23 protein-coding genes are annotated in these 20,898 nt (G+C 64.6%); 15 read left to right on the forward strand and 8 right to left on the reverse strand.

The genetic code is table 11. The features are described from left to right. Positions 1 to 108: 108 nt before the first annotated feature. Positions 109 to 2,349, reverse strand: a complete 2,241-nt coding sequence (locus ABB26_RS04075) for a TonB-dependent receptor (protein ID WP_057632309.1) — start codon at positions 2,347 to 2,349, stop codon at positions 109 to 111. 160 nt (positions 2,350 to 2,509) lie between these two features. Here ABB26_RS04075 and ABB26_RS04080 point away from each other — a divergent pair, with 160 nt between their 5' ends. After that, positions 2,510 to 3,916, forward strand: coding sequence for a GntP family permease (locus ABB26_RS04080; RefSeq protein WP_057632310.1), 1,407 nt, complete (start codon positions 2,510 to 2,512; stop codon positions 3,914 to 3,916). A gap of 355 nt (positions 3,917 to 4,271) precedes the next feature. Here the strand turns inward: ABB26_RS04080 and ABB26_RS04085 are convergent, their stop codons facing one another. Then, positions 4,272 to 4,604: a ComEA family DNA-binding protein gene (locus ABB26_RS04085; protein WP_057632311.1), complete on the reverse strand. Its 333-nt coding sequence runs from the start codon at positions 4,602 to 4,604 to the stop codon at positions 4,272 to 4,274. 208 nt (positions 4,605 to 4,812) lie between these two features. Between ABB26_RS04085 and ABB26_RS04090 the strand changes: the two genes are divergently transcribed. The 4 genes from ABB26_RS04090 to murU all read left to right on the forward strand — a co-directional run bounded on the left by ABB26_RS04090 (position 4,813) and on the right by murU (position 8,478). Then, positions 4,813 to 6,306 carry a M20 family metallopeptidase gene (locus ABB26_RS04090; RefSeq protein ID WP_057632312.1) on the forward strand — a complete coding sequence of 498 codons (1,494 nt, stop codon included), beginning with the start codon at positions 4,813 to 4,815 and terminating at the stop codon, positions 6,304 to 6,306. A 120-nt stretch (positions 6,307 to 6,426) separates the two neighbouring features. Further along, positions 6,427 to 6,699: a GlsB/YeaQ/YmgE family stress response membrane protein gene (locus tag ABB26_RS04095; protein WP_057632313.1), complete on the forward strand. Its 273-nt coding sequence runs from the start codon at positions 6,427 to 6,429 to the stop codon at positions 6,697 to 6,699. Between the two features lie 55 nt (positions 6,700 to 6,754). Continuing rightward, positions 6,755 to 7,768, forward strand: a complete 1,014-nt coding sequence (locus ABB26_RS04100; protein ID WP_057632350.1) for an aminoglycoside phosphotransferase family protein — start codon at positions 6,755 to 6,757, stop codon at positions 7,766 to 7,768. Continuing rightward, a complete protein-coding gene (gene murU, locus ABB26_RS04105; protein WP_057632314.1) occupies positions 7,765 to 8,478 on the forward strand; it encodes an N-acetylmuramate alpha-1-phosphate uridylyltransferase MurU in 714 nt (237 codons plus the stop codon). Before ABB26_RS04100 ends, murU begins: the two co-directional genes overlap by 4 nt. A 38-nt stretch (positions 8,479 to 8,516) precedes the next feature. On the opposite strand, the gene hda is transcribed toward murU, so the two are convergent. Genes hda through ABB26_RS04120 form a run of 3 tightly spaced genes read right to left on the reverse strand, consistent with a single transcriptional unit; the run spans position 8,517 to position 11,511 of the window. After that, positions 8,517 to 9,224 (reverse strand): DnaA regulatory inactivator Hda, encoded by a 708-nt coding sequence (gene hda / locus ABB26_RS04110; RefSeq protein WP_057632315.1) that lies wholly within the window; start codon positions 9,222 to 9,224, stop codon positions 8,517 to 8,519. Beyond that, the gene (locus tag ABB26_RS04115) at positions 9,221 to 10,393 is read right to left on the reverse strand and encodes an AI-2E family transporter (protein ID WP_057632316.1); all 1,173 of its coding nucleotides are present in this window, start codon (positions 10,391 to 10,393) and stop codon (positions 9,221 to 9,223) included. Before ABB26_RS04115 ends, hda begins: the two co-directional genes overlap by 4 nt. Then, positions 10,390 to 11,511, reverse strand: a complete 1,122-nt coding sequence (locus ABB26_RS04120; RefSeq protein ID WP_057632317.1) for a DUF2066 domain-containing protein — start codon at positions 11,509 to 11,511, stop codon at positions 10,390 to 10,392. The genes ABB26_RS04115 and ABB26_RS04120 overlap by 4 nt, the downstream gene beginning before the upstream one ends. 97 nt (positions 11,512 to 11,608) lie before the next feature. Here ABB26_RS04120 and purM point away from each other — a divergent pair, with 97 nt between their 5' ends. The 5 genes from purM (at position 11,609) to ABB26_RS04145 (ending at position 15,475) form a co-directional block, all read left to right on the forward strand. Then, entirely contained in the window at positions 11,609 to 12,667 is a 1,059-nt protein-coding gene (purM, locus tag ABB26_RS04125) for a phosphoribosylformylglycinamidine cyclo-ligase (protein ID WP_057632351.1), read from the forward strand. 14 nt (positions 12,668 to 12,681) lie between these two features. Then, entirely contained in the window at positions 12,682 to 13,293 is a 612-nt protein-coding gene (locus tag ABB26_RS04130) for a DUF2238 domain-containing protein (RefSeq protein ID WP_057632318.1), read from the forward strand. Then, positions 13,290 to 13,949: a phosphoribosylglycinamide formyltransferase gene (gene purN, locus ABB26_RS04135; protein WP_057632319.1), complete on the forward strand. Its 660-nt coding sequence runs from the start codon at positions 13,290 to 13,292 to the stop codon at positions 13,947 to 13,949. The genes ABB26_RS04130 and purN overlap by 4 nt, the downstream gene beginning before the upstream one ends. A gap of 63 nt (positions 13,950 to 14,012) precedes the next feature. Further along, the gene (locus tag ABB26_RS04140; RefSeq protein ID WP_057632320.1) at positions 14,013 to 14,789 is read left to right on the forward strand and encodes a DUF3108 domain-containing protein; all 777 of its coding nucleotides are present in this window, start codon (positions 14,013 to 14,015) and stop codon (positions 14,787 to 14,789) included. A gap of 2 nt (positions 14,790 to 14,791) precedes the next feature. Then, complete coding sequence (locus tag ABB26_RS04145) at positions 14,792 to 15,475, forward strand: DUF3108 domain-containing protein (protein ID WP_057632321.1); 684 nt, start codon at positions 14,792 to 14,794, stop codon at positions 15,473 to 15,475. Between the two features lie 78 nt (positions 15,476 to 15,553). On the opposite strand, the gene ABB26_RS04150 is transcribed toward ABB26_RS04145, so the two are convergent. From ABB26_RS04150 to ABB26_RS04160, 3 genes are read right to left on the reverse strand one after another with little or no spacing between them, the layout of a single operon-like run. Continuing rightward, on the reverse strand, positions 15,554 to 15,865 hold the full coding sequence (locus ABB26_RS04150; protein ID WP_057632322.1) for a hypothetical protein: 312 nt from the start codon (positions 15,863 to 15,865) through the stop codon (positions 15,554 to 15,556). After that, positions 15,862 to 17,136 carry a UDP-N-acetylglucosamine 1-carboxyvinyltransferase gene (gene murA, locus ABB26_RS04155; RefSeq protein ID WP_057632323.1) on the reverse strand — a complete coding sequence of 425 codons (1,275 nt, stop codon included), beginning with the start codon at positions 17,134 to 17,136 and terminating at the stop codon, positions 15,862 to 15,864. Before murA ends, ABB26_RS04150 begins: the two co-directional genes overlap by 4 nt. A gap of 40 nt (positions 17,137 to 17,176) precedes the next feature. Then, positions 17,177 to 17,407: a BolA family protein gene (locus tag ABB26_RS04160; protein WP_057632324.1), complete on the reverse strand. Its 231-nt coding sequence runs from the start codon at positions 17,405 to 17,407 to the stop codon at positions 17,177 to 17,179. 53 nt (positions 17,408 to 17,460) lie between these two features. Here ABB26_RS04160 and ABB26_RS04165 point away from each other — a divergent pair, with 53 nt between their 5' ends. From ABB26_RS04165 to lptB, 5 genes are read left to right on the forward strand one after another with little or no spacing between them, the layout of a single operon-like run. After that, entirely contained in the window at positions 17,461 to 18,462 is a 1,002-nt protein-coding gene (locus ABB26_RS04165) for a KpsF/GutQ family sugar-phosphate isomerase (RefSeq protein ID WP_057632325.1), read from the forward strand. 57 nt (positions 18,463 to 18,519) lie between these two features. Then, on the forward strand, positions 18,520 to 19,068 hold the full coding sequence (locus ABB26_RS04170; protein ID WP_057632326.1) for a KdsC family phosphatase: 549 nt from the start codon (positions 18,520 to 18,522) through the stop codon (positions 19,066 to 19,068). After that, entirely contained in the window at positions 19,065 to 19,631 is a 567-nt protein-coding gene (lptC, locus tag ABB26_RS04175; RefSeq protein ID WP_057632327.1) for an LPS export ABC transporter periplasmic protein LptC, read from the forward strand. The genes ABB26_RS04170 and lptC overlap by 4 nt, the downstream gene beginning before the upstream one ends. After that, positions 19,609 to 20,136, forward strand: a complete 528-nt coding sequence (lptA, locus tag ABB26_RS04180; RefSeq protein ID WP_152982543.1) for a lipopolysaccharide transport periplasmic protein LptA — start codon at positions 19,609 to 19,611, stop codon at positions 20,134 to 20,136. Before lptC ends, lptA begins: the two co-directional genes overlap by 23 nt. Further along, complete coding sequence (gene lptB, locus ABB26_RS04185; RefSeq protein ID WP_057632329.1) at positions 20,136 to 20,855, forward strand: LPS export ABC transporter ATP-binding protein; 720 nt, start codon at positions 20,136 to 20,138, stop codon at positions 20,853 to 20,855. Before lptA ends, lptB begins: the two co-directional genes overlap by 1 nt. Positions 20,856 to 20,898 lie beyond the last annotated feature (43 nt).

Below are 20,898 nucleotides of genomic sequence, written 5' to 3' on the forward strand. Positions count from 1 at the left end.
TCGGATGAGGGCAACTCGAAAACATACAAAGCCCTCCCCGCATCAAGCGGGAAGGGCTTTCATCAACTTCCCAGGATCAGGCGCCGTTGCCAGCGCCCAATCCACACATCAGAAGTTGTAACGCAGCGACACGTACCAGTTGCGCGGCAGGCCGTAGTAGGCGGTCTGGATGTTGCCCACGCTGGCGAACTCCTGGCCTTCGGTCTTGTACTGCTTGTCGGTCAGGTTGCGCACACCCGCGCGTGCCTGCCAGACCATCTGCGGCGAATCCCACACGCCATAGGCACCCAGCAGCGTGTAAGCGTCCTGGCTCAGCACGTCACGGTTGTCGACCGACAACCAAGTATCACCGCGATAGGACACATCACCGCCCAGGGTCAGGCTGCCGTTGTCGCCCAGCGAGAACACATGCTGCAGGGCGACGCGTGCGGTCCAATCCGGCGAGAACGGCACGTGATTGTGATTCACGTTGGGATCGAAACCCGGGTAGGACGGATCGAGACGGAAGTCCTCGAACTTGTCGTACTTGGCGTCCATCCAGCCCAGCTGAGCGCTCAGCGTGGTGGCCTCGCCCAGCATCGCACTGCCTTCCAGTTCAATGCCCTTGATATTGAGCTTGGCTGCGTTCAACACCGGGAAGGTGCCCACGTCCTGCGACACTCGGGCCTGGAAATCGCTGTAGTTGCTGTAGAACGCCGCCGCGCTGCCGCGGAAGCGGTGATCGGACGAACTGCCCTTCAGGCCCAGCTCGTAGGTCCACACGTATTCCGGATCGAACTTGGCGTGCTGGGTGTCGTACTTGGTATTGGCACGGCCATTGAAACCACCCGACTTGAAACCACGGTTGGCCGACACGTACGCCATCAGGTTGTCGCTGAAAGTCTTCTGCAGGCTGATCGACGGTGTCACCGCAGTCCACGAGGCCTTGGCGTCAAACGCCACCGTCTCGTTCAAACCGGTGAACGGCGCCCCCCAGAACGTACTGGTGGACCGGTCGTAATCCTTCTTGTCCTTGGTCCAGCGCACACCGGCGGCCACGGTCCAGGTCGGCACGAACTCCCAGTTGACGTGGGCGAACGCGGCGGTGCTGGTGGTGGTCAGGTCATCTTCGATGGTGCGCAGGAACGGAATGCCGTTGCCCAGCATCGAGAACAGGTCATCGGCATAGGCCTCCTGGTACGACGGCACGTTCTCCTTCATGTAGTACGCACCGAAGGTGGCATGCACATTGGAGCCATTGTCGTAATGCAGCTGGAATTCCTGGCTCCTCTGATCCTGGTTCAGCGCGACCAGCACGTCACCCAGTTCATACTCGGACGCATCAATGTCGATGTACGACTTGGTCTTGAGCTTGCGGTAGGAGCTGATGCTCTTCAGCGTGAACTGCTCGTTGATCTCCCAGTCCATCGCCAGCGACGCACCGGAGTGCTTGAGGTACTGCCCCTGGCCATCATCGAACGAAGTGCGTGCACGACGGTTCCACTCACCGGTTTCACCCGGCTGCAGCACGACGACGCCTGCCGGCGCCAGGCTGGTCTGGCGCAGATCCGCCATCGGCCGACCCAGCGTCAGCGCAGCATCCTGCTTGGTCGTATCCAGCGACAGCACCGCGCTGAAATTGTCGGTCGGCTTGAACGCCAGCTTCAGACGCAGCGCTTCGGTGTCGTCGTCGTTGTAGCGCTTGCCGGTGGCGGCATCCTTCACGTAGCCGTCGTTGGTGATCTTGGCGCCGGCGATGCTCGCCGCCACGGTGTCACTCAACTGGCCCGACACGTAGAAGCGGCCTTCCAGACGGCCGTAATCGCCCGCCGTGACTTCCACCGCGCCGCCGTCGTTGTCGAACGGATTCTTGGTGGTCAACTTGATCGCACCGCCGGTGGAGTTCTTGCCATACAGCGTACCCTGCGGGCCACGCAGCACTTCCAGCTGCTGGATGTCGAACAGCGAGAACAGCGCGCCATTGATGCGCGAGTAATACACGTCGTCGACGTACATGCCCACGCCCGGGTCGAAGGTCTGCAGTGCGTCTGGCTGGCCGATGCCACGGATGAACACGTTGACGCTGTTGGCCGAGCCACGGCCCTGCGCGATGTTCATGTTCGGCACCGCGCCCTGCAGGCCTTCCACGGTAGAGGCCTGCAGATCCTTGATCTGCTCCTCGCCGAAGGCACTCACCGCCACCGGCACATCCATGATGGATTCCGTACGGCGGCGGGCGGTCACGGTTACTTCGTCCAGCTGCGTGGCCTGGGTGCCAGCCGGCACCGTCTGCTGCTCCTGTGCCTGCACGAATGCAGCCGGTGCCAGCAGAATGCCACCGATGGCCATGCTCAGATACTTGCGCTTCATTGGTCTCCCTCCTCCCGGGTATGACGCGACGGCAAAAGGATGCCGCCCATGCTGCGCAAGTTAACGAGGCGTTAGTCGGCTGCGTATCGTCCCTTCGTACAGTGGGCCACCCGCACCGACATCCCGATACTCGCCGCATCGTATTGGCCGGGAGTCGTGGATGTCGTTTCTGATCGTACTGGCGGCCCTGTGCTTCCTGATGTTCGTCGCCTATCGCGGCTACAGCGTGATCCTGTTCGCGCCAGTGGCGGCGCTGGGCGCGGTGCTGCTGACCGACCCGACCCTGGTGCAGCCGATGTTCACCGGCTTGTTCATGGACAAGATGGTCGGTTTCCTGAAGCTGTATTTCCCGGTATTCGTGCTCGGCGCGGTGTTCGGGAAGCTGATCGAGATCTCGGGCTTTTCCAAATCCATCGTCAGCGCCACCATCAAACTGGTTGGCGCCAAGCGCGCGATGCTGTCGATCGTGCTGGTCTGCGCGCTGCTCACCTACGGCGGCGTATCCCTGTTCGTGGTGGTGTTTGCCGTCTACCCCTTCGCCGCCGAACTGTTCCGCCAGAGCAACATTCCCAAGCGACTGATTCCCGGCACCATCGCGCTGGGCGCCTTCACCTTCACCATGGACGCGCTGCCCGGCACGCCGCAGATCCAGAACATCATCCCGTCCTCGTTCTTCGGCACCACCGGCTGGGCCGCCCCGTGGCTGGGCGTGATCGGCACGGTGGTGATCCTGGTACTGGGCATGAGCTACCTGGAATGGCGCCGTCGCGCGGCCGCCGCCAACGGGGAGGGCTACGCCGGAACCGGCGAGGAGCTGCGCAACGAACCGGAAGTTTTCCACGGCGACACATTGGCGCATCCGCTGGTGGCGATCCTGCCTCTGCTGCTGGTGGGGGTCGCCAACTTCCTGCTGACCCGCTGGATTCCCGGTTTCTACGGCGAGACCCAGTCCTTCGTGCCGGCAGTCATCGGCAACCCCGCGCCGGTGGTGCAGGAGGTATCCAAGATGGCCGCGATCTGGGCCGTGCAGGGCGCACTGCTGCTGGGCATCCTCAGCGTCATCGCGTTCGCCTGGAAGCCGGTGGTCAGCGCCTTCGCTGAAGGCACCAAGTCCGCCATCGGCGGCGCGATGCTGGCCTCGATGAACACCGCTTCGGAGTACGGCTTCGGCGCGGTCATCGCTGCCCTGCCTGGCTTCCTGGTGGTGGCCAATGCACTGGGCTCGATCCCCAATCCGCTGGTCAACGAAGCGGTGTCGGTCACCGCGATGGCGGGCATCACCGGCTCCGCTTCCGGCGGCATGAGCATCGCACTGGCGGCGATGGCCGACAGTTTCATCGCCAACGCACAGGCGGCCGGCATTCCGATGGAAGTGCTGCACCGTGTAGCGGCGATGGCTTCCGGCGGCATGGACACGCTGCCGCACAACGGCGCAGTGATCACCGTGCTGGCCGTCACCGGCCTGACCCATCGCCAGTCCTACAAGGACATCTTCGCCATCACCCTCATCAAGACCCTGGCGGTGTTCGCGATCATCGGCGTGTACTACGCGACTGGCCTGGTCTGATCCGGGCTGCTTTGTACTGATCCAGGCAGGAGCGGGATGCCGCGGCACCTGCATTGCCCCTGGCCTGCCTTGATCCGATCCACCCTGAGCTGGGCGGTTCTGGTCTTGCATGGGACCACCCACGAAGGGTTCATCCCACCGCCGTGACGACTCCAGGCACGCAAAGGCCCGGGTTTCCCCGGGCCTTTTTTGTCCCCTCAAGCGGGAAACAAAAAATCACCCGCCAGCACATCAATGTGCGAGCGGGTGACCGTACCTCCTTGTTGGCATCCTGCCTGTCCCCAGCATCCTGCTCTATTTGGGTTCCTTGTGTGCTTCACCATCCTGGCGCTGCACAAATCTCGATTCCTTCCGCTTAACGCCTTTCGATCGGCTTGGGCGCCACCGTCCCGGTGGTGCTCTTGGCGGGGGCTGATCCTGCCCTCACTTCGATCTGGTCACGATTCCGTTCGACCGTACTCAATCCGATTCCTTTCACCAGTGCCAGTTCCTCGACACTCTTGAATGGCCCGTTTGCCTGTCGGTGAGCGATGATTGCCTCCGCCTTCGATGGCCCGACATTCACCATCACCCGATCCAGATCCGCCGCAGAGGCGGTGTTGATATCGACCTTGTCCGTGGCATACGCCGAAACGGTCAACACCAACCCCAGAACCAATGACTTCAGCGTCACGGTGAAAAATTTCATCTGCGCTCCTTGTGACTTGGACTGTGGTTAGCCAGCTTCCTCGCCGGTCAAACCAGTGTTCCGCGCCACATGCAGCCAGACTATCCGTCACACATCGCTCACACAGCCAGCAAACACCCCTACCCTTTGTAGGGAAATTCCTACAAGGATCGTTTCCGGGGGGAGCGGCGTAGAATGGTTGCACCTGACATTGCTACCGGAGATCCAGATGGACAGCGCCAAGATCGGCCAATTTCTCAGCGACAAGTGGGACAAGGACATCGTCCCGCAACTGGTCGATTACATCCGTATCCCCAACAAATCGCCGATGTTCGACGCCAACTGGGTCGCAAACGGCTATATGGATCAGGCCGTCAGCCTGATGGAAAACTGGGCCAAGGCGCAGAAGATTCCTGGTCTGCTGGTGGACGTGGTGCGCTTGGAAGGCCGCACGCCGCTGATTTTCCTGGAAATCCCGGCCACCGGCCCGGAAACCGGCACCGACACCGTGTTGCTCTACGGCCACCTGGACAAGCAGCCGGAAATGACCGGCTGGGACGACGACCTCGGCCCGTGGAAGCCGGTGCTTCGCGGCGAGAAGCTGTATGGCCGCGGTGGCGCCGATGACGGCTACGCGATCTTCGGCTCGCTGGCCGCGGTGCTGGCGCTGCAGGAACAAGGTCTGCCGCACGCCCGTTGCGTGATCCTGATCGAAGCCTGCGAAGAATCCGGCTCCTACGACCTGCCTGCCTACGTTGACCACCTGGCAGACCGCATCGGCAAGCCGTCGTTGGTGGTGTGCCTGGATTCGGGCTGCGCCAACTATGACCAGCTGTGGTGCACCACCTCGCTGCGCGGCCTGACCGGCGGCAACTTCACCGTCAAGGTGCTCAACGAAGGCGTGCACTCCGGCGATGCCTCCGGCGTGGTGCCGTCCAGCTTCCGCCTGCTGCGCCAGCTGCTCTCGCGCATCGAGGACCAGGACACCGGCCGCATCCTGATCGATGGCATGAACGTGGAGATCCCGGCCGAGCGCCTGGACCAGGCCAAGCGTGCCGCCGACGTGGTCGATACCGCCATCTTCGACAAGTTCCCGCTGGTCGATGGCCTCAAGCCGATGAACGAGGACCTGACCGAGCTGGTGCTCAACCGCACCTGGCGCCCTGCGCTGTCGGTGACCGGCATCGGCGGCATGCCGGCGCTGGAATCGGCCGGCAACGTGCTGCGCCCGGAAACCTCGGTGAAGCTGTCGCTGCGCCTGCCGCCGACCGCCAATGGCAAGGCCTGCGGTGAACTGCTGAAGGAAGCCCTGCTGCGTGATCCGCCGAACGGCGCCCACGTCAGCCTGGATCTGGAAAAGGCCTCCACCGGCTGGAATGCACCGGCCATGGCACCGTGGCTGGAGAAGTCCATCGACGACGCCAGCCAGGCCTTCTTCGGCAAGCCGGCCATGTACATGGGCGAAGGCGGCTCGATCCCGTTCATGGGCATGCTGGGCGAGAAGTTCCCGGGCGCGCAGTTCATGATCACCGGCGTGCTGGGCCCGCACTCCAACGCCCACGGCCCGAACGAGTTCCTGCACATCCCGATGGGCAAGCGCGTCACCTCCTGCGTGTCCAAGGTGCTGTTCGACCACCACGCTGCCAGCCTGCGCGGCGAGACCAGCGGTTCGCCGGTGGCTGCCGACAGCGGCACCCGCCACGGCGGCCACGGCTGCTGCTGATCCGGGGCCGGCCCGCGATCGTGCTGCCTGCGCAGCCGGTCGCGGCGAGCGGATGAGGGTTTGATGACGGACGCAGCCTGGCCTTGCTAGGCTGCGTCTTTCCATTTGGCGGACAGACACATGAGCGGACTGTTTGGCAGCGACAGCTGGCTGTACATCATCCTGATCGGTTTCTTCGTCGGCCTGCTGGGCCGGTTTTTCATGCCTGGCAACAACCGCATGGGCTGCCTGTTGACCATCGTACTGGGTGTTGCCGGTGCCGTGTTCGCGGGTTGGTTCGGGCGCGAAATGGGCTGGTATTCGGCAGGCGAACCGGCCGGTTTCATCGGTTCCATCATCGGCGCGATCGTCATCCTCGGCCTGCTGCGACTGGTCAGCGGCGGCAAGCGCTGAAGCTTTCTTTCTTCTTTCCTGTGCGCCCTGCGGCGCGGTGTTGATGTGCCCGTCCATGAATGATCCCGCTTCCGATCCGCTGCGCGCCGAACAGCGTCGCCAATGGGCCTGCAACGCGCTCGGCGATACCGCCGCCCAACTGGACCGTGCATCCGTCGATGCCGGCTTCCGCAGCTACTGGCGTACCACCAGCACGCGCGGAAGCCACATCGTGATGGATTCCCCGCCCGGGCTTGAGGATGTCAGGCCATGGCTGCGCATGCACGACCTGCTCGAACCCAATGGCGTGCGTGTGCCGCAGGTACTGGCGCGTGATCTCGACAATGGCTTCCTGCTGCTGGAAGACCTGGGCGGCCCGACCCTGGCCCGCCACATCAACGACGACAATGCCGACATCTGGTTCGATGCGGCGTTCGCGCAACTGATCCAGCTGCAGTCGATTCCGGTGCCCGAGGGGATGGGAGCGTTTGGCGAAGCGCTGCTGCAACGTGATGCCGGCTTGTTCGATGAATGGTTCCTGCAACGCCACCTGGGCCTGTCGCTGGACTGCGGTGAAGTCGAAGGCCTGCAACTGGTGCATCGACGCCTGATGGACAACGCACTGAACCAGCCGCAGGTGCTGACCCACCGCGACTTCATGCCGCGCAACCTGATGCCGATCGAACACGGTGGCCCGGCGGTACTGGATTTCCAGGACCTGGTGCGTGGCCCGATTGCTTACGACCCGGTCAGCCTGTTCAAGGATGCGTTCCTGAGCTGGCCGTTGCAGCGTGTCGATGGCTGGCTGGCGCGTTACCACGCGCGTGCGCTGGAAGCCGGGCTGCCGGTGCGACCGTGGCCGCAGTTCCTGCGCGATGCCGACTGGATGGGCGTGCAGCGTCATCTCAAGATCCTCGGCCTGTTCGTGCGCCTGCGTGATCGCGACGGCAAGGGCCATTACTTCGAGGATGCGCCGCGCTTCATCCGCTATCTGGACGAAGTGTTGCCGCGTTATCCGGAACTGGCGCCGTTGCTTGATCTGCTTGAGCAGCGCATCAAGCCGGCGATGGCGGCAAAGGCCGCGGCATGAAGGCGCTGATCTTCGCCGCAGGACTGGGCGAGCGCATGCGACCGCTCACCGACCACACGCCAAAGCCGCTGCTGCAGGTGGCGGGCAAGCCGTTGATCGAATGGCACCTGCAGCGCCTGGCGGCGCTTGGTGTCCGCGATGTGGTGATCAACACCAGCTGGCTGGCGGAGCAGTTTCCGCAGCAGCTGGGTGATGGCAGCCGTTGGGGCGTGCGCCTGCATTTCATCCACGAAGGCGCGGTGCCGCTGGAGACCGGTGGCGGCATGTTCAATGCGCTGTCGCTGCTGGGCGATGCCCCGTTCATCGCGGTCAACGGCGACATCTGGAGCGATTTCGATTTCGCCCGCCTCCCCATCCTGACCGATGGCCAGGCGCACCTGGTGATGGTGAACAACCCCGAACATCACCCACGCGGCGACTTCACCCTTGGCCGTGATGGCCAGCTGCACGACGACGGCGATGCACCACGCCTCACGTTCTCCGGCATCGGCGTCTATCACCCTGCCTTGCTGCAGGGTTGGCAAGCAGTAATTGGCGAGGCCGACGGCAGCGCGCGGACGCCACCGCGTTTCAAACTGGCACCGCTGCTGCGTGCAGCGATGACGCGTAATGCGGTCAGCGGTCAGCACCACGCCGGATGCTGGACCGATGTAGGCACGCCACTACGGTTGCAGCAGCTGGATGCACAGTTGCGTGAAGCTGGCGGCTGATTGAATCCGTAGCCGAGGTTCCAAGCCCACTGGCGAACTCAGTTGCCGAGCTCGCCGCTTTCCAGCACGCGCTTGAGGAACGGCACGGTGATGCGGCGCTTGGCCGCCAGCGATTCGCGGTCCAGCCGCTCCAGCAAGGCCACCAATCCACTCAGGTCGCGCCCGGTACGGGTCAACAGCCAGTCCAGCGTCACCTCGTCCATCACCAGCCCACGGCGCACCGCGCGTTCGCGCAATACCGCGCCGCGGCCTTCGTCGTCGAGCGGATCCAGCATGATCCGGCCACATTGCGACAGCCGCGAGCGCAGGTCCGGCAGCACCAGGCCGAGCGCGTCAGGCGTGCACCGCGCGGTATAGAGCAAGGTCACGTCGGCCGCGCGTGCGCGGTTGTGGAATTCAAACAGGGTGACTTCCTGCTCGCGGCGTCCGGCAACGTATTCCAGCCCGTCCAGCGCGACCATGTCATGGCCTTCCAGCGCTTCGAGCGCTTCGCTCAGCCTCGCACCGGCCGCCTGCAGCGGCAGATACGCCGGCCTGCGACCAGCCTGCAATGCCGCCGCGCAGGTCGCCAGCGACAAATGCGTCTTGCCGGTGCCACCAGCGCCAGCAAGGAAGATCCAATCATGACTACTGCCGACTGCGAGCGCGCGCAACTGGGCCAGCGCGCCGTCCGGCGCACCGATAAAGGTTTCAAATCGTTGGTCTGGCGGATAACGCAAGGCCAAGGGCAACTGCGGCACACTCACTTCGGTTCAACGTCCTTCAATACAATCGCCATGTCTGCGGGGGGCTCGCTTCGCGCATCCAGCACGATCGTCGGCCCATGGCCCGCATACAACTCACTCTGGCGGTAACGCTCGTGCGCATAACGCAGCAGCACGTTGATCACCGCTGCCGCCGGCAAGGCCAGCAGCATCCCCAGAAAACCAAACAACTGGCCGCCTGCCATCACCGCAAAGATCACCGCCACCGGATGCAGGCCAATCTTGTCACCGACGATGCGCGGGGTAAGCACGTAGCTCTCCAGCAACTGTCCCACGGTGAACACCACGCCGACCAGCACCAGCAACTTCAAATCGAAACCCTGTGACTGCACCAGCGCCGCCAACACCGCCAGCACCACGCCGGTCGTCGCCCCCAGGTACGGGATGAAGCTGATCAGGCCGGCAACCAGGCCGATCAACAAGCCCAGGTTGAGGCCCACCATCGTCAGGCCTGCCGCGTAGACCACGCCCAGCGCGATCATCACCACGATCTGGCCGCGGATGAAGGCACCGAGTACATCGTTGGATTCACGTGCCAGCCGCGTCACGGTACCGATGTGGTTGCGCGGGATCATCGCCGCCACACGTTCGACCAGCTTGTCCCAATCACGCAGGAAGTAGTAAGCAAGGATCGGCAGCAACGCCAGGTTGACCACCCAGCCCACCATCGCAAAGCCCGAGCGCGACACGTAACCGAAGAACGTGGTGGCCACGCCGCCAGCCTGCTGCCAATGGCTGCGGACCCACTCGATCAAGCGCTCCGGCTCCAGCCAGCTCATCAGTTCAAAACCACTTTTCTGCTCGATCCACGGAATCGCCGTGCCCAGCAACCACTGCTGCGCCTGCGGCAGTGCGGCCACCAGCGTGGTGATCTGGCGCTCGATCATCGGCACCAGGATCAACAATGCCAGCGTCAGCAGCAGCGACATCAGCACGAACACCAGCACCACGGCGGTATTGCGCGAACGGCCGCGTGCTTCCAGCCAGTCCACCACCGGGTCGCCCAGCCACGCCAGCATCAGCGCGACCACAAACGGCGTCAGGATCGGCGCCAGCAGCCATGTCACCCACATGCCGAATGCCGCCAGCACCACCCATTTCAGGCGACGCAGGAACAGGGCGATTTCCGTCTCCGCTGCCACGCCACTCATCGGATACGGTACTCGGCGCGCTTGCTTTCCACGACTTCGGTGGTGGCGTCATCCTCGACCGCCCCGACCGGCTGCAGCGCACTGTTCTGGCCGAGCATGCGGTTCAGGCCCGGCAGGCCGCTCATCAGTTCCACATCCAGCTCCAGACGATCCGCCGTGGCCTGTACCGGCACCATCGACTTCACCACCGGGTTGTTCTGCAGGGTCGAAGCCAGGCGCAGGTAATCGTCGGCACTGTTGATGCCGCTCACCACGATGCGGTACGTACCCGCGGCGCCGCTGACCGGGACTTTGGCGTAGCGACGCACCAGCGCATCGGCGGCACCATCGGCACCGGCGGCCATCGCACGGCGTGCGTCACCATCCTGGGTTGTCCATTTGGACAGCTCGCGACCGTTGTCGACAAACACCCAATCGGCCTGCCAGCCGCCGGCCTTGCCACGGTAGAGCTTGCCGATCAGCTGCATCGGCGGCGAATAGCGGGCCGAGGCGCGGGCCACGGCGGCGGTGTCCTGACGCCAGATCGCGCCAGCCATCGCCTGCTCCGCAGCGCCCCCGGAAGGCAAGCCGAGGCGGAAGCCGCGCTCGATCGCCCGGTCCAGCAAGGGCCGCGCGGCATTGGACTGCTGCACGCTGACCAGTCGCGGGCCGCTGCCATCGTCGATGGCCAGCCATACCACCGGCTTGGGCCGCGGCTGCGGCCAGACCGGCAGGCCCAGCGCGGCAGCCAGGCCATCCACATCGTCCTGGCGGAAGCGCGCGACCAGCACGGTCCGGTAGCTCGGCGCGCCACTGGCGGCCACGCTCTGGTCCTGGCGGTAGTCATAGCCGGCGACCATGTCCTTGGCCCCGCGCAATGCCTGCGCCACGCCGGGACGGCCCACCGCGCTGCGGTCACCGGACAGCTTGCCCAGCACCATGCCCAGCGCGCGCGCCAAGGCACCCGGGCGATCGGCATCGCTCTGGCTGTTGACCGGCACTTCGGCCTCATAGGTACCACTGGCGCTGGCGACATCGCCTTCGGTGCGTACGCCGGACTGCGCCTGTGCCAGAAAAGCAGGCATGCAGAGCGCCAAAAACAGGAGTGTGGCCAGGCTGCGACGCATTGAAAATTCCATTGCTCGGTGGTTCCAGAGGGAATTGTTGCCCGAATGGGGCCTTGGCGCCAACGTGGCCTGTTAAAATGCCGCGTTCACCCCGCCAGTGCAGCCGCCCGTGACCAGCTCCCCGACCTCTGCGAACTCTCCCCTTACCTATCGTGACGCCGGTGTCGACATCGACGCGGGCAACGAACTGGTCGAGCGTATCAAGCCGCTGGTAAAGCGCAGCTTCCGCCCTGAAGTCATGGGCGGGCTGGGTGGCTTCGGCGCCTTGTTCGACCTCTCCAACAAGTACCGCGAGCCGGTTCTGGTGTCCGGTACCGACGGCGTCGGCACCAAGCTGAAGCTTGCACAACAGCTGGGCCGCCACGACACCATCGGCATCGATCTGGTCGCCATGTGCGTCAACGACGTCCTGGTCCAGGGCGCCGAGCCGCTGTTCTTCCTGGACTACTTCGCCACCGGCAAGCTCGACATCGACACCGCTGCGGCGGTGGTCGGCGGCATTGCCAACGGCTGCACCGAGGCCGGTTGCGCGCTGATCGGCGGTGAAACCGCCGAAATGCCCGACATGTATGCCCCGGGCGAGTACGACCTGGCCGGTTTCACCGTCGCCGGCGTGGAAAAGAGCGAGCTGAAGGACGGCTCCGCCGTGCAACAGGGCGACGTGCTGATCGGCATCGCCTCCTCCGGTCCGCATTCCAACGGCTATTCGCTGGTGCGCCGCATCTATGAGCGCGCCGGCAGCCCGACCGATCTGGTCCTGGAAGATGGCGTGAAGCTGGTCGACGCGCTGATGGCGCCGACCCGCCTGTACGTCAAGCCGATCCTGGCGCTGCTCAAGTCGCACGGTGCCGCCGTGCACGGCATGGCCCACATCACCGGCGGCGGCCTGACCGAGAACATCATCCGCGTGGTGCCGGAAGGCCTGGGCCTGAACATCGATGCCAGCAGCTGGACGCTGCCGCTGGTGTTCCAGTGGCTGCAGCGCGAAGGCAACGTGGCCGACAGCGAAATGTGGCGCACCTTCAACTGCGGCATCGGCTTCGTGCTGCTGGTACCGGCCGACCAGGTCGCCACCATCAACACCGCGCTGGATGACCTGCAGCTGGCGCATTGGCAGATCGGCGAAGTGGTGCCGGCTGCAGGTGACGAACGCGTCCACATCGGCTGAGCACCTCCAGCCCCATGTCGATCATAAAGAAGGCCGCCTTCATCGGCGTGCTTGCCGTGTTCCTGGCCACATGGATCAAACCCCTGTGGCCGCTTGAACAGACGCTGCACAGTTCGTTGACCGTGGTCGGCCTGGCCGCACTGTGGTGGGTGGACCGCCGCTGGCGGCTGGGCAATGGCGCCTTTGCCGCCATCTGCGGCTTCATCGCCATCCACTGCATCGCCGCACGCTGGCTGTACTCCAATGTTCCCTATGACGCCTGGCTGCAGGCCACGCTCGGCTGGTCGCCGGATGCGGCCTTCGGCTGGGAGCGCAACCACTTCGACCGGTTGATCCACTTCCTGTATGGCGTGTGCTTCACCCCGGCGCTCACCCAGCTGACGCGGCACGCCTGGCCGGCACTGCGCATCGGTCAGGCCTTCACCCTGGCGGTGATGCTGATCATGTGCTCCAGCCTGGCCTATGAATGGTTCGAGTGGGGCATCGCGCTGCTGCTCTCCCCGGATGCGGCCGAGGCCTACAACGGGCAGCAGGGTGATATGTGGGACGCGCATGCGGACATGTTGTTGGCCACGCTGGGCAGCCTGTTGGTTTGGCCGCTGGCGCGCAGGATCGCCACCCGATGAAGCGCCCGGCCCGCATCGCGGTGCTGGCCTCCGGGCGCGGCAGCAACCTGCAATGCCTGCTCGATGGCATCGCCGGCGGCCAGCTCGACGCCGACATTGTCGGTGTTTTCTCGGACAAACCTGCGGCCGCGGCACTGGACAAGGTACCGGCAGCGCTGTGCTGGGCACGTTCGCCGAAGGACTTCGACAGCCGCGACGCCTTTGACGCGGCCCTGGGCGATGCAGTGGCGGCCTGCAAGCCGGACTGGATCATCTGCGCCGGCTACATGCGCATCCTCGGCGCCGATTTCGTCCAGCGCTTCAGCGGCCGCCTGATCAACATCCATCCTTCGCTGCTGCCGCTGCACAAGGGCCTGCACACACATGCACGCGCCATTGAAGCCGGCCATGCCGAGCACGGCGCCAGCGTGCACTTCGTGGTGCCCGAGCTGGATGCCGGCGCGGTCATCGCCCAGGCACGTGTACCGGTACTGCCCGGCGATACGCCCGAAACGCTGGCCGAGCGCGTACTCGGCATCGAACACCCGCTGCTGCTGGCAAGCGTGCAGTTGCTGGTTTCCGGGCGCGTAGCTGAACAGGAGGGCATGATCCGCCTGGATGGTCAGTCCCTGCTCAGCCCGCTGCGCCTAGATTCCGCCGGAACGCTGTCCGGCTGATCCACATCCGCCGCTAACCTGCGTGCTGGCATGATCCCCCTTCCCTTCCGTCACCTTCCACGCATGACTTACGCGCCTTTCAAATTGCTGGTGCTGACAACCCTGCTGACAACAGCAGGTTCCCATGCGCAGGAAGCCGCCGCGCCGGCACCCGCGCCCGTAGCCCTGCCAGCGATGGAATGGACGCCACCGGCGCTGGAACCGTTCGTCGCCACCTATGAGGCCTCCTACAAAGGCAAGCTGGCCGGCGACGCCACCATGCGCGTCGTCCACAACGAAGGCATGCAGTGGCGGGTGGATATGGCGGTGCGCGGCAAGCATGGCTTCGCCAGCGTGCTGGGACTGAACATCGAGCAGAGCACGGTGTTCAACAACGAAGGCAGCGTCTACACGCCACTGAGCCAGAGCACGGTCAAGAAAGCCCTGTTCATGGGCAAGAAGGTCACCGGCACCTACAACTGGCAGGCCGGCACCGCGCAATGGCAGGGCGACCTGAAGAAAGAACGGCGGCAGCCCATCGCCCTTCAGCGTGGCGACCAGAGCGCGCTGCTGCTCAATCTGTCGCTGATGCGCGACGCCCGTCCCGGCCAGACCATGACCTACCGCTATGTGGATGTGGGCCGCGTGCGTCAGTACGAATACCGCGCCGCCGACACCACCGAAAACGTGCAGGTCGGCGAGCTCAGCTACAACGCCCTGCGCGTGCACCGGGTCAATGCCGGCAATGACGAGATGATCCTGTGGATCGCCAACGGTGTACCCACCCCGGTGCGCATCCTGCAACGCAAAGATGGCGAGGACGAGATCGACCTGCGCCTGATGGAATACCAAGGAGCCTGAGCATGAAGCATTTCCTGTCCCCCCTTCGTCTTTTCACCGCCGCCGCACTGGCCCTGGCCAGCCTGCCGGCACTGGCGCTGCAGCCATTCACCGCCAACTACCAGGCCAGCTACATGGGCATGCAGGCCAATGGCGTGATGACATTGGCCAACGAAGGCAGTGATCGTTGGCGCTACAGCATGCAGATCAAGAACCCGATGGCCGACCTGAGCCAGAGCACGGTGTTCGACGAGCATGAAGGCAAGCTGCGCCCGCTCAGCAGCCACGACCGTTCGGTGCTGCTGATCAAGCGCAAGCAGGTGGACGCGCGTTACGACTGGGCCAGCAACCAGGCCACCTGGACCGGCGATGTGAAGGCCGACCGCAGCGGCCCGATCCGCCTGCGCAGCGGCGACCTGGATGCCCTGCTGCTCAACCTGGCCATCGCCCGCGACGTGACCGCCGGCAGGCCGCTGACCTATCGCATGGTCGACGACGGCCGCATCAAGCCGATGACCTACCGCGTGATCGGCAAGGAAAACGTCACTGTTGCCGGCAAGACCGAAGAGGCCACCAAGGTTTCGCGGGTGGACGGCAACAAGGAACAGATCGCCTGGATCGTACCCGGCATGCCGGTTCCTGCCCGCCTGTTGCAGCGCGAAAATGGCCAGGACGCACTGGATCTGACCCTGAAGTCGCTCAACTGAAAGCGCCGTTGACAGCGCCTTTGCAGCAACGAAAAGCCCGGCGATTGCCGGGCTTTTCGTTGGGCTCGACGCGAAGGGTTACTTCGCCTCGGGCTCTTTCTTGAACACGGTCTTGCAGTCGCGGCGGAACTCTTCACCGCTGCTGCGCCAGACGAAACTGCGGCACTGGCGGTTGCCTTCTTCGATGTCCTTCACCTTCACGGCATAGAACGCCTGGAACAGTTCCTCGCGACTGACCTGGCCATCGCCATCCCAGTCCATCTGTTCCTTTTCCACGCCATGGGTGATCGCTACGCCGCTGTACCAGCCCCAGCCCAGCCAGGCCAAGGCCAGCAGCACCAGTACCAGCAGCGCTTTACGCCGCGGAGTGAAACGGCCCTTGAGGATCATGCTTCGCGCCGGATGCTGGCACCGAGCGCACTGAGCTTCTCTTCAATGTTCTCGTAGCCGCGGTCAAGGTGGTAGATGCGGTCGATGGTGGTGTCACCTTCGGCCACCAGCCCGGCCAGGATCAGCGACGCCGAGGCGCGCAGGTCCGTGGCCATCACCGGCGCACCGGTCAGGCGATCATTGCCACGGCAGATCGCCGTGCGACCTTCGATCTGCACGTCAGCGCCCAGGCGCTGCAGCTCCTGCACATGCATGAAGCGGTTCTCGAAGATGGTCTCGTTGATCACGCCCACGCCATCGGCCACGCAGTTCAACGCCATGAACTGTGCCTGCATGTCGGTGGGGAACGCCGGGTACGGGGCGGTGGTCAGATTGACCGCCTTGGGGCGCTTGCCCTGCATGTCCACGGTGATGGTGTCTTCGGTGGTTTCCACCACCGCGCCAGCTTCGACCAGCTTGGCCAGCACCGCGTCCATCGTGTCCGGACGCGCGTTGCGCGCCACGACGCGACCGCCGGTCATCGCTGCCGCCACCAGGAAGGTGCCGGTTTCGATGCGGTCAGCCAGCACCGCGTGGCGGCCACCATTCAGGCGCTCGACGCCTTCGATCACCAGACGTGCCGTACCGATGCCTTCGATCTTCGCACCAAGTGCGATCAGGCAATGCGCCAGGTCCGAGACTTCCGGCTCCATCGCCGCGTTGTCGAGGATGGTGGTGCCTTCAGCCAGCACCGCCGCCATCAGCACGTTCTCGGTGCCGGTCACGCTGACCATGTCAAAGGTGAAATGACCGCCCTTCAGACGGCCATCGACATGTGCCTTGATGAAGCCGTTCTCGACGTTGATGTGCGCACCCAGTGCCTGCAGACCCTTGATGTGCTGGTCCACCGGGCGCGAGCCGATCGCGCAACCGCCCGGCAACGACACTTCGGCCTGGCCGAACTTGGCCAGCAGCGGCCCCAGCACCAGGATCGAGGCACGCATGGTCCGGACCAGTTCGTACGGCGCGACATGCTGGTTGACGCTGCGCGGGTCGACCACGATGGCGCTGCCACGGGACAGGGTGCCCTGGTCGATGGTGACCTTGGCGCCCAGCTCACCGAGCAGCTTCACGGTGGTGATCACGTCGTGCAGGTGCGGCACGTTGGTGATTTCCACCGGCGCGTCGGCCAGCAAGGTGGCGCACAGGATCGGCAGGACGGCGTTCTTGGCGCCGGAGATATACACCTCACCGTTCAGCGTTTTGCCGCCGGTGACTACGATTTTTGCCATGGATGAAGGCCGGATATAAGAGGGATTGAGGTGTGCCGGCTCAGCCAGCTTCACCCGGAGTAACGGTTTTCAGCGCCAGCGCGTGGATCGCGCCGCCCATCAGGTCGCCCAGCGTCGCATAGACCATGCGGTGGCGGGCCAGCGGCATCTTGCCGGCAAACGCCTCGCAAACGACCGTCGCCTCGAAATGCACACCGTCGTCACCCTGCACGTCGGCGCGGGCACCGGGCAGGCCGGTTTCGATCAGATTTCGGATGGTCTCGGCGTCCAAAGCGCTTTCCTAATAAAATGAACACCCATTCTACTATTCCGAGTGGCGCCCGCATGGCTGCTTCTTCGCTTTCCCTGGATACGCTGCGTGATGCCGAGCTGGTATCCAGTGGCCGCCGCGTGTTCCAGATCGAATCCACCGAGCTGGACCGGGTGGGCAACCGCATCGGCGCCGAGTTCGCCGCCGCCTGCCGCCTGGTACTGGCCTCACGTGGCCGCGTGGTGACCACCGGCATGGGCAAATCCGGCCATGTCGCGCGCAAGATCGCCGCCACCCTGGCCTCCACCGGCACCCCGTCGTTCTATGTGCACCCCGGTGAAGCCGGCCATGGTGACCTGGGCATGATCACCGAAGACGACGTGGTGCTGGCGCTGTCCTATTCCGGCGAGTCGGACGAGGTGCTGATGCTGCTGCCGGTGTTCAAGCGCCAGGGCAACCTGTTGATCTCGATGACCGGCAAGCCGGAATCCAGCCTGGCCAAGGCCGCCGACGTGCACCTGGATGTGAACGTGGACCACGAAGCCTGCCCGCTGGCGCTGGCGCCGACCTCCAGCACCACCGCCTCGCTGGCGATGGGCGACGCACTGGCGGTGGCCCTGCTCGACGCACGCGGCTTCACCGCCGACGACTTCGCCCGCTCGCACCCGGCAGGCAGCCTCGGCCGGCGCCTGCTGCTGCACATCACCGACGTGATGCACGGCGGTGATGACCTGCCCACCGTGCGTGAAGACGCCAGCCTCAGCCAGGCGCTGATGGAAATGAGCCGCAAGCGGCTGGGCATGACCTCGGTGGTGGATGTCGACGGCCGCCTGGTCGGGCTGTTCACCGATGGTGACCTGCGCCGCGCGCTGGATACCGACCTGGACGTGCGCACCGCGGGCATCGCCGAAGTGATGACCCGCAACCCGCGCACCATCGGCGCCGACCAGTTGGCGGTGGAAGCGGCACGGTTGCTGGAGAAACACCATATCAACGGCCTGATCGTGGTCGATGCCGACAACCGCCCGGTCGGTGCCCTGAACATTCATGACCTGTTGCGGGCAAAAGTGGTCTAAAGCCCGCACAATCACTGTCCCGACTCCCACCCGGCCCGCAACGGATACTGCCCGCAGATGCCCTATTCACCGCTCGACCACTTCCCCGCCCCGCTGCATGCCGTTGCCGCCAACATCCGGCTGGCCTGCTTCGACGTGGACGGCACGCTGACCGACGGGCGTTTGTTCTACGACCATGCCGGCAACGAGAGCAAGGCGTACTTCGTGCAGGACGGGCTGGGCCTGAAGTTGCTGCAGCAGCATGGCATCCACCCGGTATTGATCACCGCCCGCAACAGCCTGTCGGCGCAGAAACGCGGTGCCGACCTGGGCATCGACACCCAGATCGCGGTCGGCGACAAACTGGCCAGCGTGCGCGCGCTGTGCGACCAGCACGGCATTGGCTTGGACCAGGTCGCCTTCATGGGTGACGACCTGCCGGATCTGGCACCACTGTGCGCGGTCGGCCTGGCGGTAGCGCCGGCCAATGCCCACCCGTGGATCGCCGAACGCGTGCACTGGCAGACCCGCGCTGAAGGGGGCCGCGGCGCAGGCCGCGAGCTGTGTGACGTACTGCTGGCCGCACAGGGCAAGCTGGACGCGGTACTGGCGAGGTATTCGCGATGAGTTGGCGCACGGTACTCGGCCTGGGACTGCTGCTCGCAGCGCTGGCCAGCGGCTGGTCGGCCTGGCGTCATCGCGCCAGCAACATCCCGCAGGTGGTGGAAGAAGGCAGTACCGATTTCGTACTGAAGGACTTCGAGATCACCACCCTGGACAAGGACGGCAAGGAGTCGGTGACGCTGCGTGCGCCGTTGATGGAGCGCAACCGGGCCGACCAGACCTCCACCATCGTCACCCCGCTGTTCCTGCTGCCCGACGCTGCCGGCCAGCATTGGGAGCTGCGCGCCGACAGCGGCTGGATCAGCGCCAAGGGCGAAGAGCTGCGCCTGCGCGGCAATGTCGCCGGCGACAGCCCCAAGGACGGCAAGACCCCGCTCACCACCTTTCGCACCGATGCGCTGGACGTGTTGACCGAGCAGAGCATCGCGCGTACCGATGGTCGCGTCACGGTGACCCGCCCGGGGCTCAGCCAGAGCGGTGTCGGCTTCCAGACCAATCTGAAAACCAAACAGTATTCACTCCATTCCCAGGTCAAGACCCGCTATGAACCCAATGCTGCCCGCTAAGCTCGCGTCGATCACGCTGCTCGCCGCCCTGCTCGCACCCGGTCTTGCGTGGTCCAAGGCATCGGACCGCAACCAGCCGATGACCATTGATTCCAACAACAACGACTGCAACTTCAGTGATGACGGAAAATGCCAGTTCAGCGGCAACGTGGTCATCACCCAGGGCACGATGGAAATCCATGCCGATACCGCCGATGTGATCCGCAAGAATGGTGAAACCGAGCGCGTGGTCCTCACCGGCAAGCAGGCCCGCCTGAAGCAGCAGATGGATGACAACACCTGGATGAACGCCCGTGCCGACAACATGGACTACAACATCAGCAGCGAAGTGATCATCCTGACCGGAAATTACAACGTTGAATCCGAGCGCGGCACCAATGCCGGCCAGCGCATGGTCTACAACACTCGTACCGGCAACATGCAGAGCGGTGGCGACGGCACCCGCGTACGCACCGTCATCCAGCCCAAGGCCAAGGCACCGGCCGCAGCAGGAGACAAGAAGTAATGCTCGTCGCCCAAGGCCTGCGCAAGCGCTACAAGAACCGCGAAGTCGTCAAGGATTTCGGGCTCACTCTCGATGCCGGTGAAGTGGTCGGCCTGCTCGGGCCCAACGGCGCCGGCAAGACCACCTGCTTCTACATGATCGTCGGCCTGGTTGCCGCCGATGCCGGCAGCATCGTGCTCGACGGCCAGGACATCACCGCCGACCCGATGTATTCGCGCGCCAAGCTCGGCGTCGGCTACCTGCCGCAGGAACCATCGGTGTTCCGCAAGCTCAGCGTGTCCGACAACATCCGCCTGGTGCTGGAACTGCGCGACGACCTGGATGCGGCCGGCCGCGAGCGCGAGTTGTCCTCGTTGCTGGACGAACTGCAGATCAGCCACGTCGCCGAACAGCTCGGTGCCAGCCTCTCCGGCGGTGAGCGCCGCCGCTGCGAAATCGCCCGTGCACTGGCGGCCAGGCCGCGCCTGATCCTGCTGGACGAACCGTTCGCCGGCGTCGACCCGATTTCCGTCGGCGAGATCCAGCGCATCGTCACCCACCTCAAGCAACGCGGCATTGGTGTGCTGATCACCGATCACAACGTCCGCGAGACCTTGGGAATCTGCGACCGGGCGTATATCCTCGCCGAAGGCAGTGTTCTGGCGCAGGGGGCACCGGAAGAGCTGCTGGCCAACACCGACGTTCGCCGCGTCTACCTCGGAGACGCCTTCACCCTCTGAAGTCGCGGCACAGCGTCAGGCCCTTCCAAGCACGGAAACAGGC

This window comes from Stenotrophomonas humi, assembly GCF_001431415.1.
Classification (GTDB): Bacteria; Pseudomonadota; Gammaproteobacteria; order Xanthomonadales; family Xanthomonadaceae; genus Stenotrophomonas; species Stenotrophomonas humi.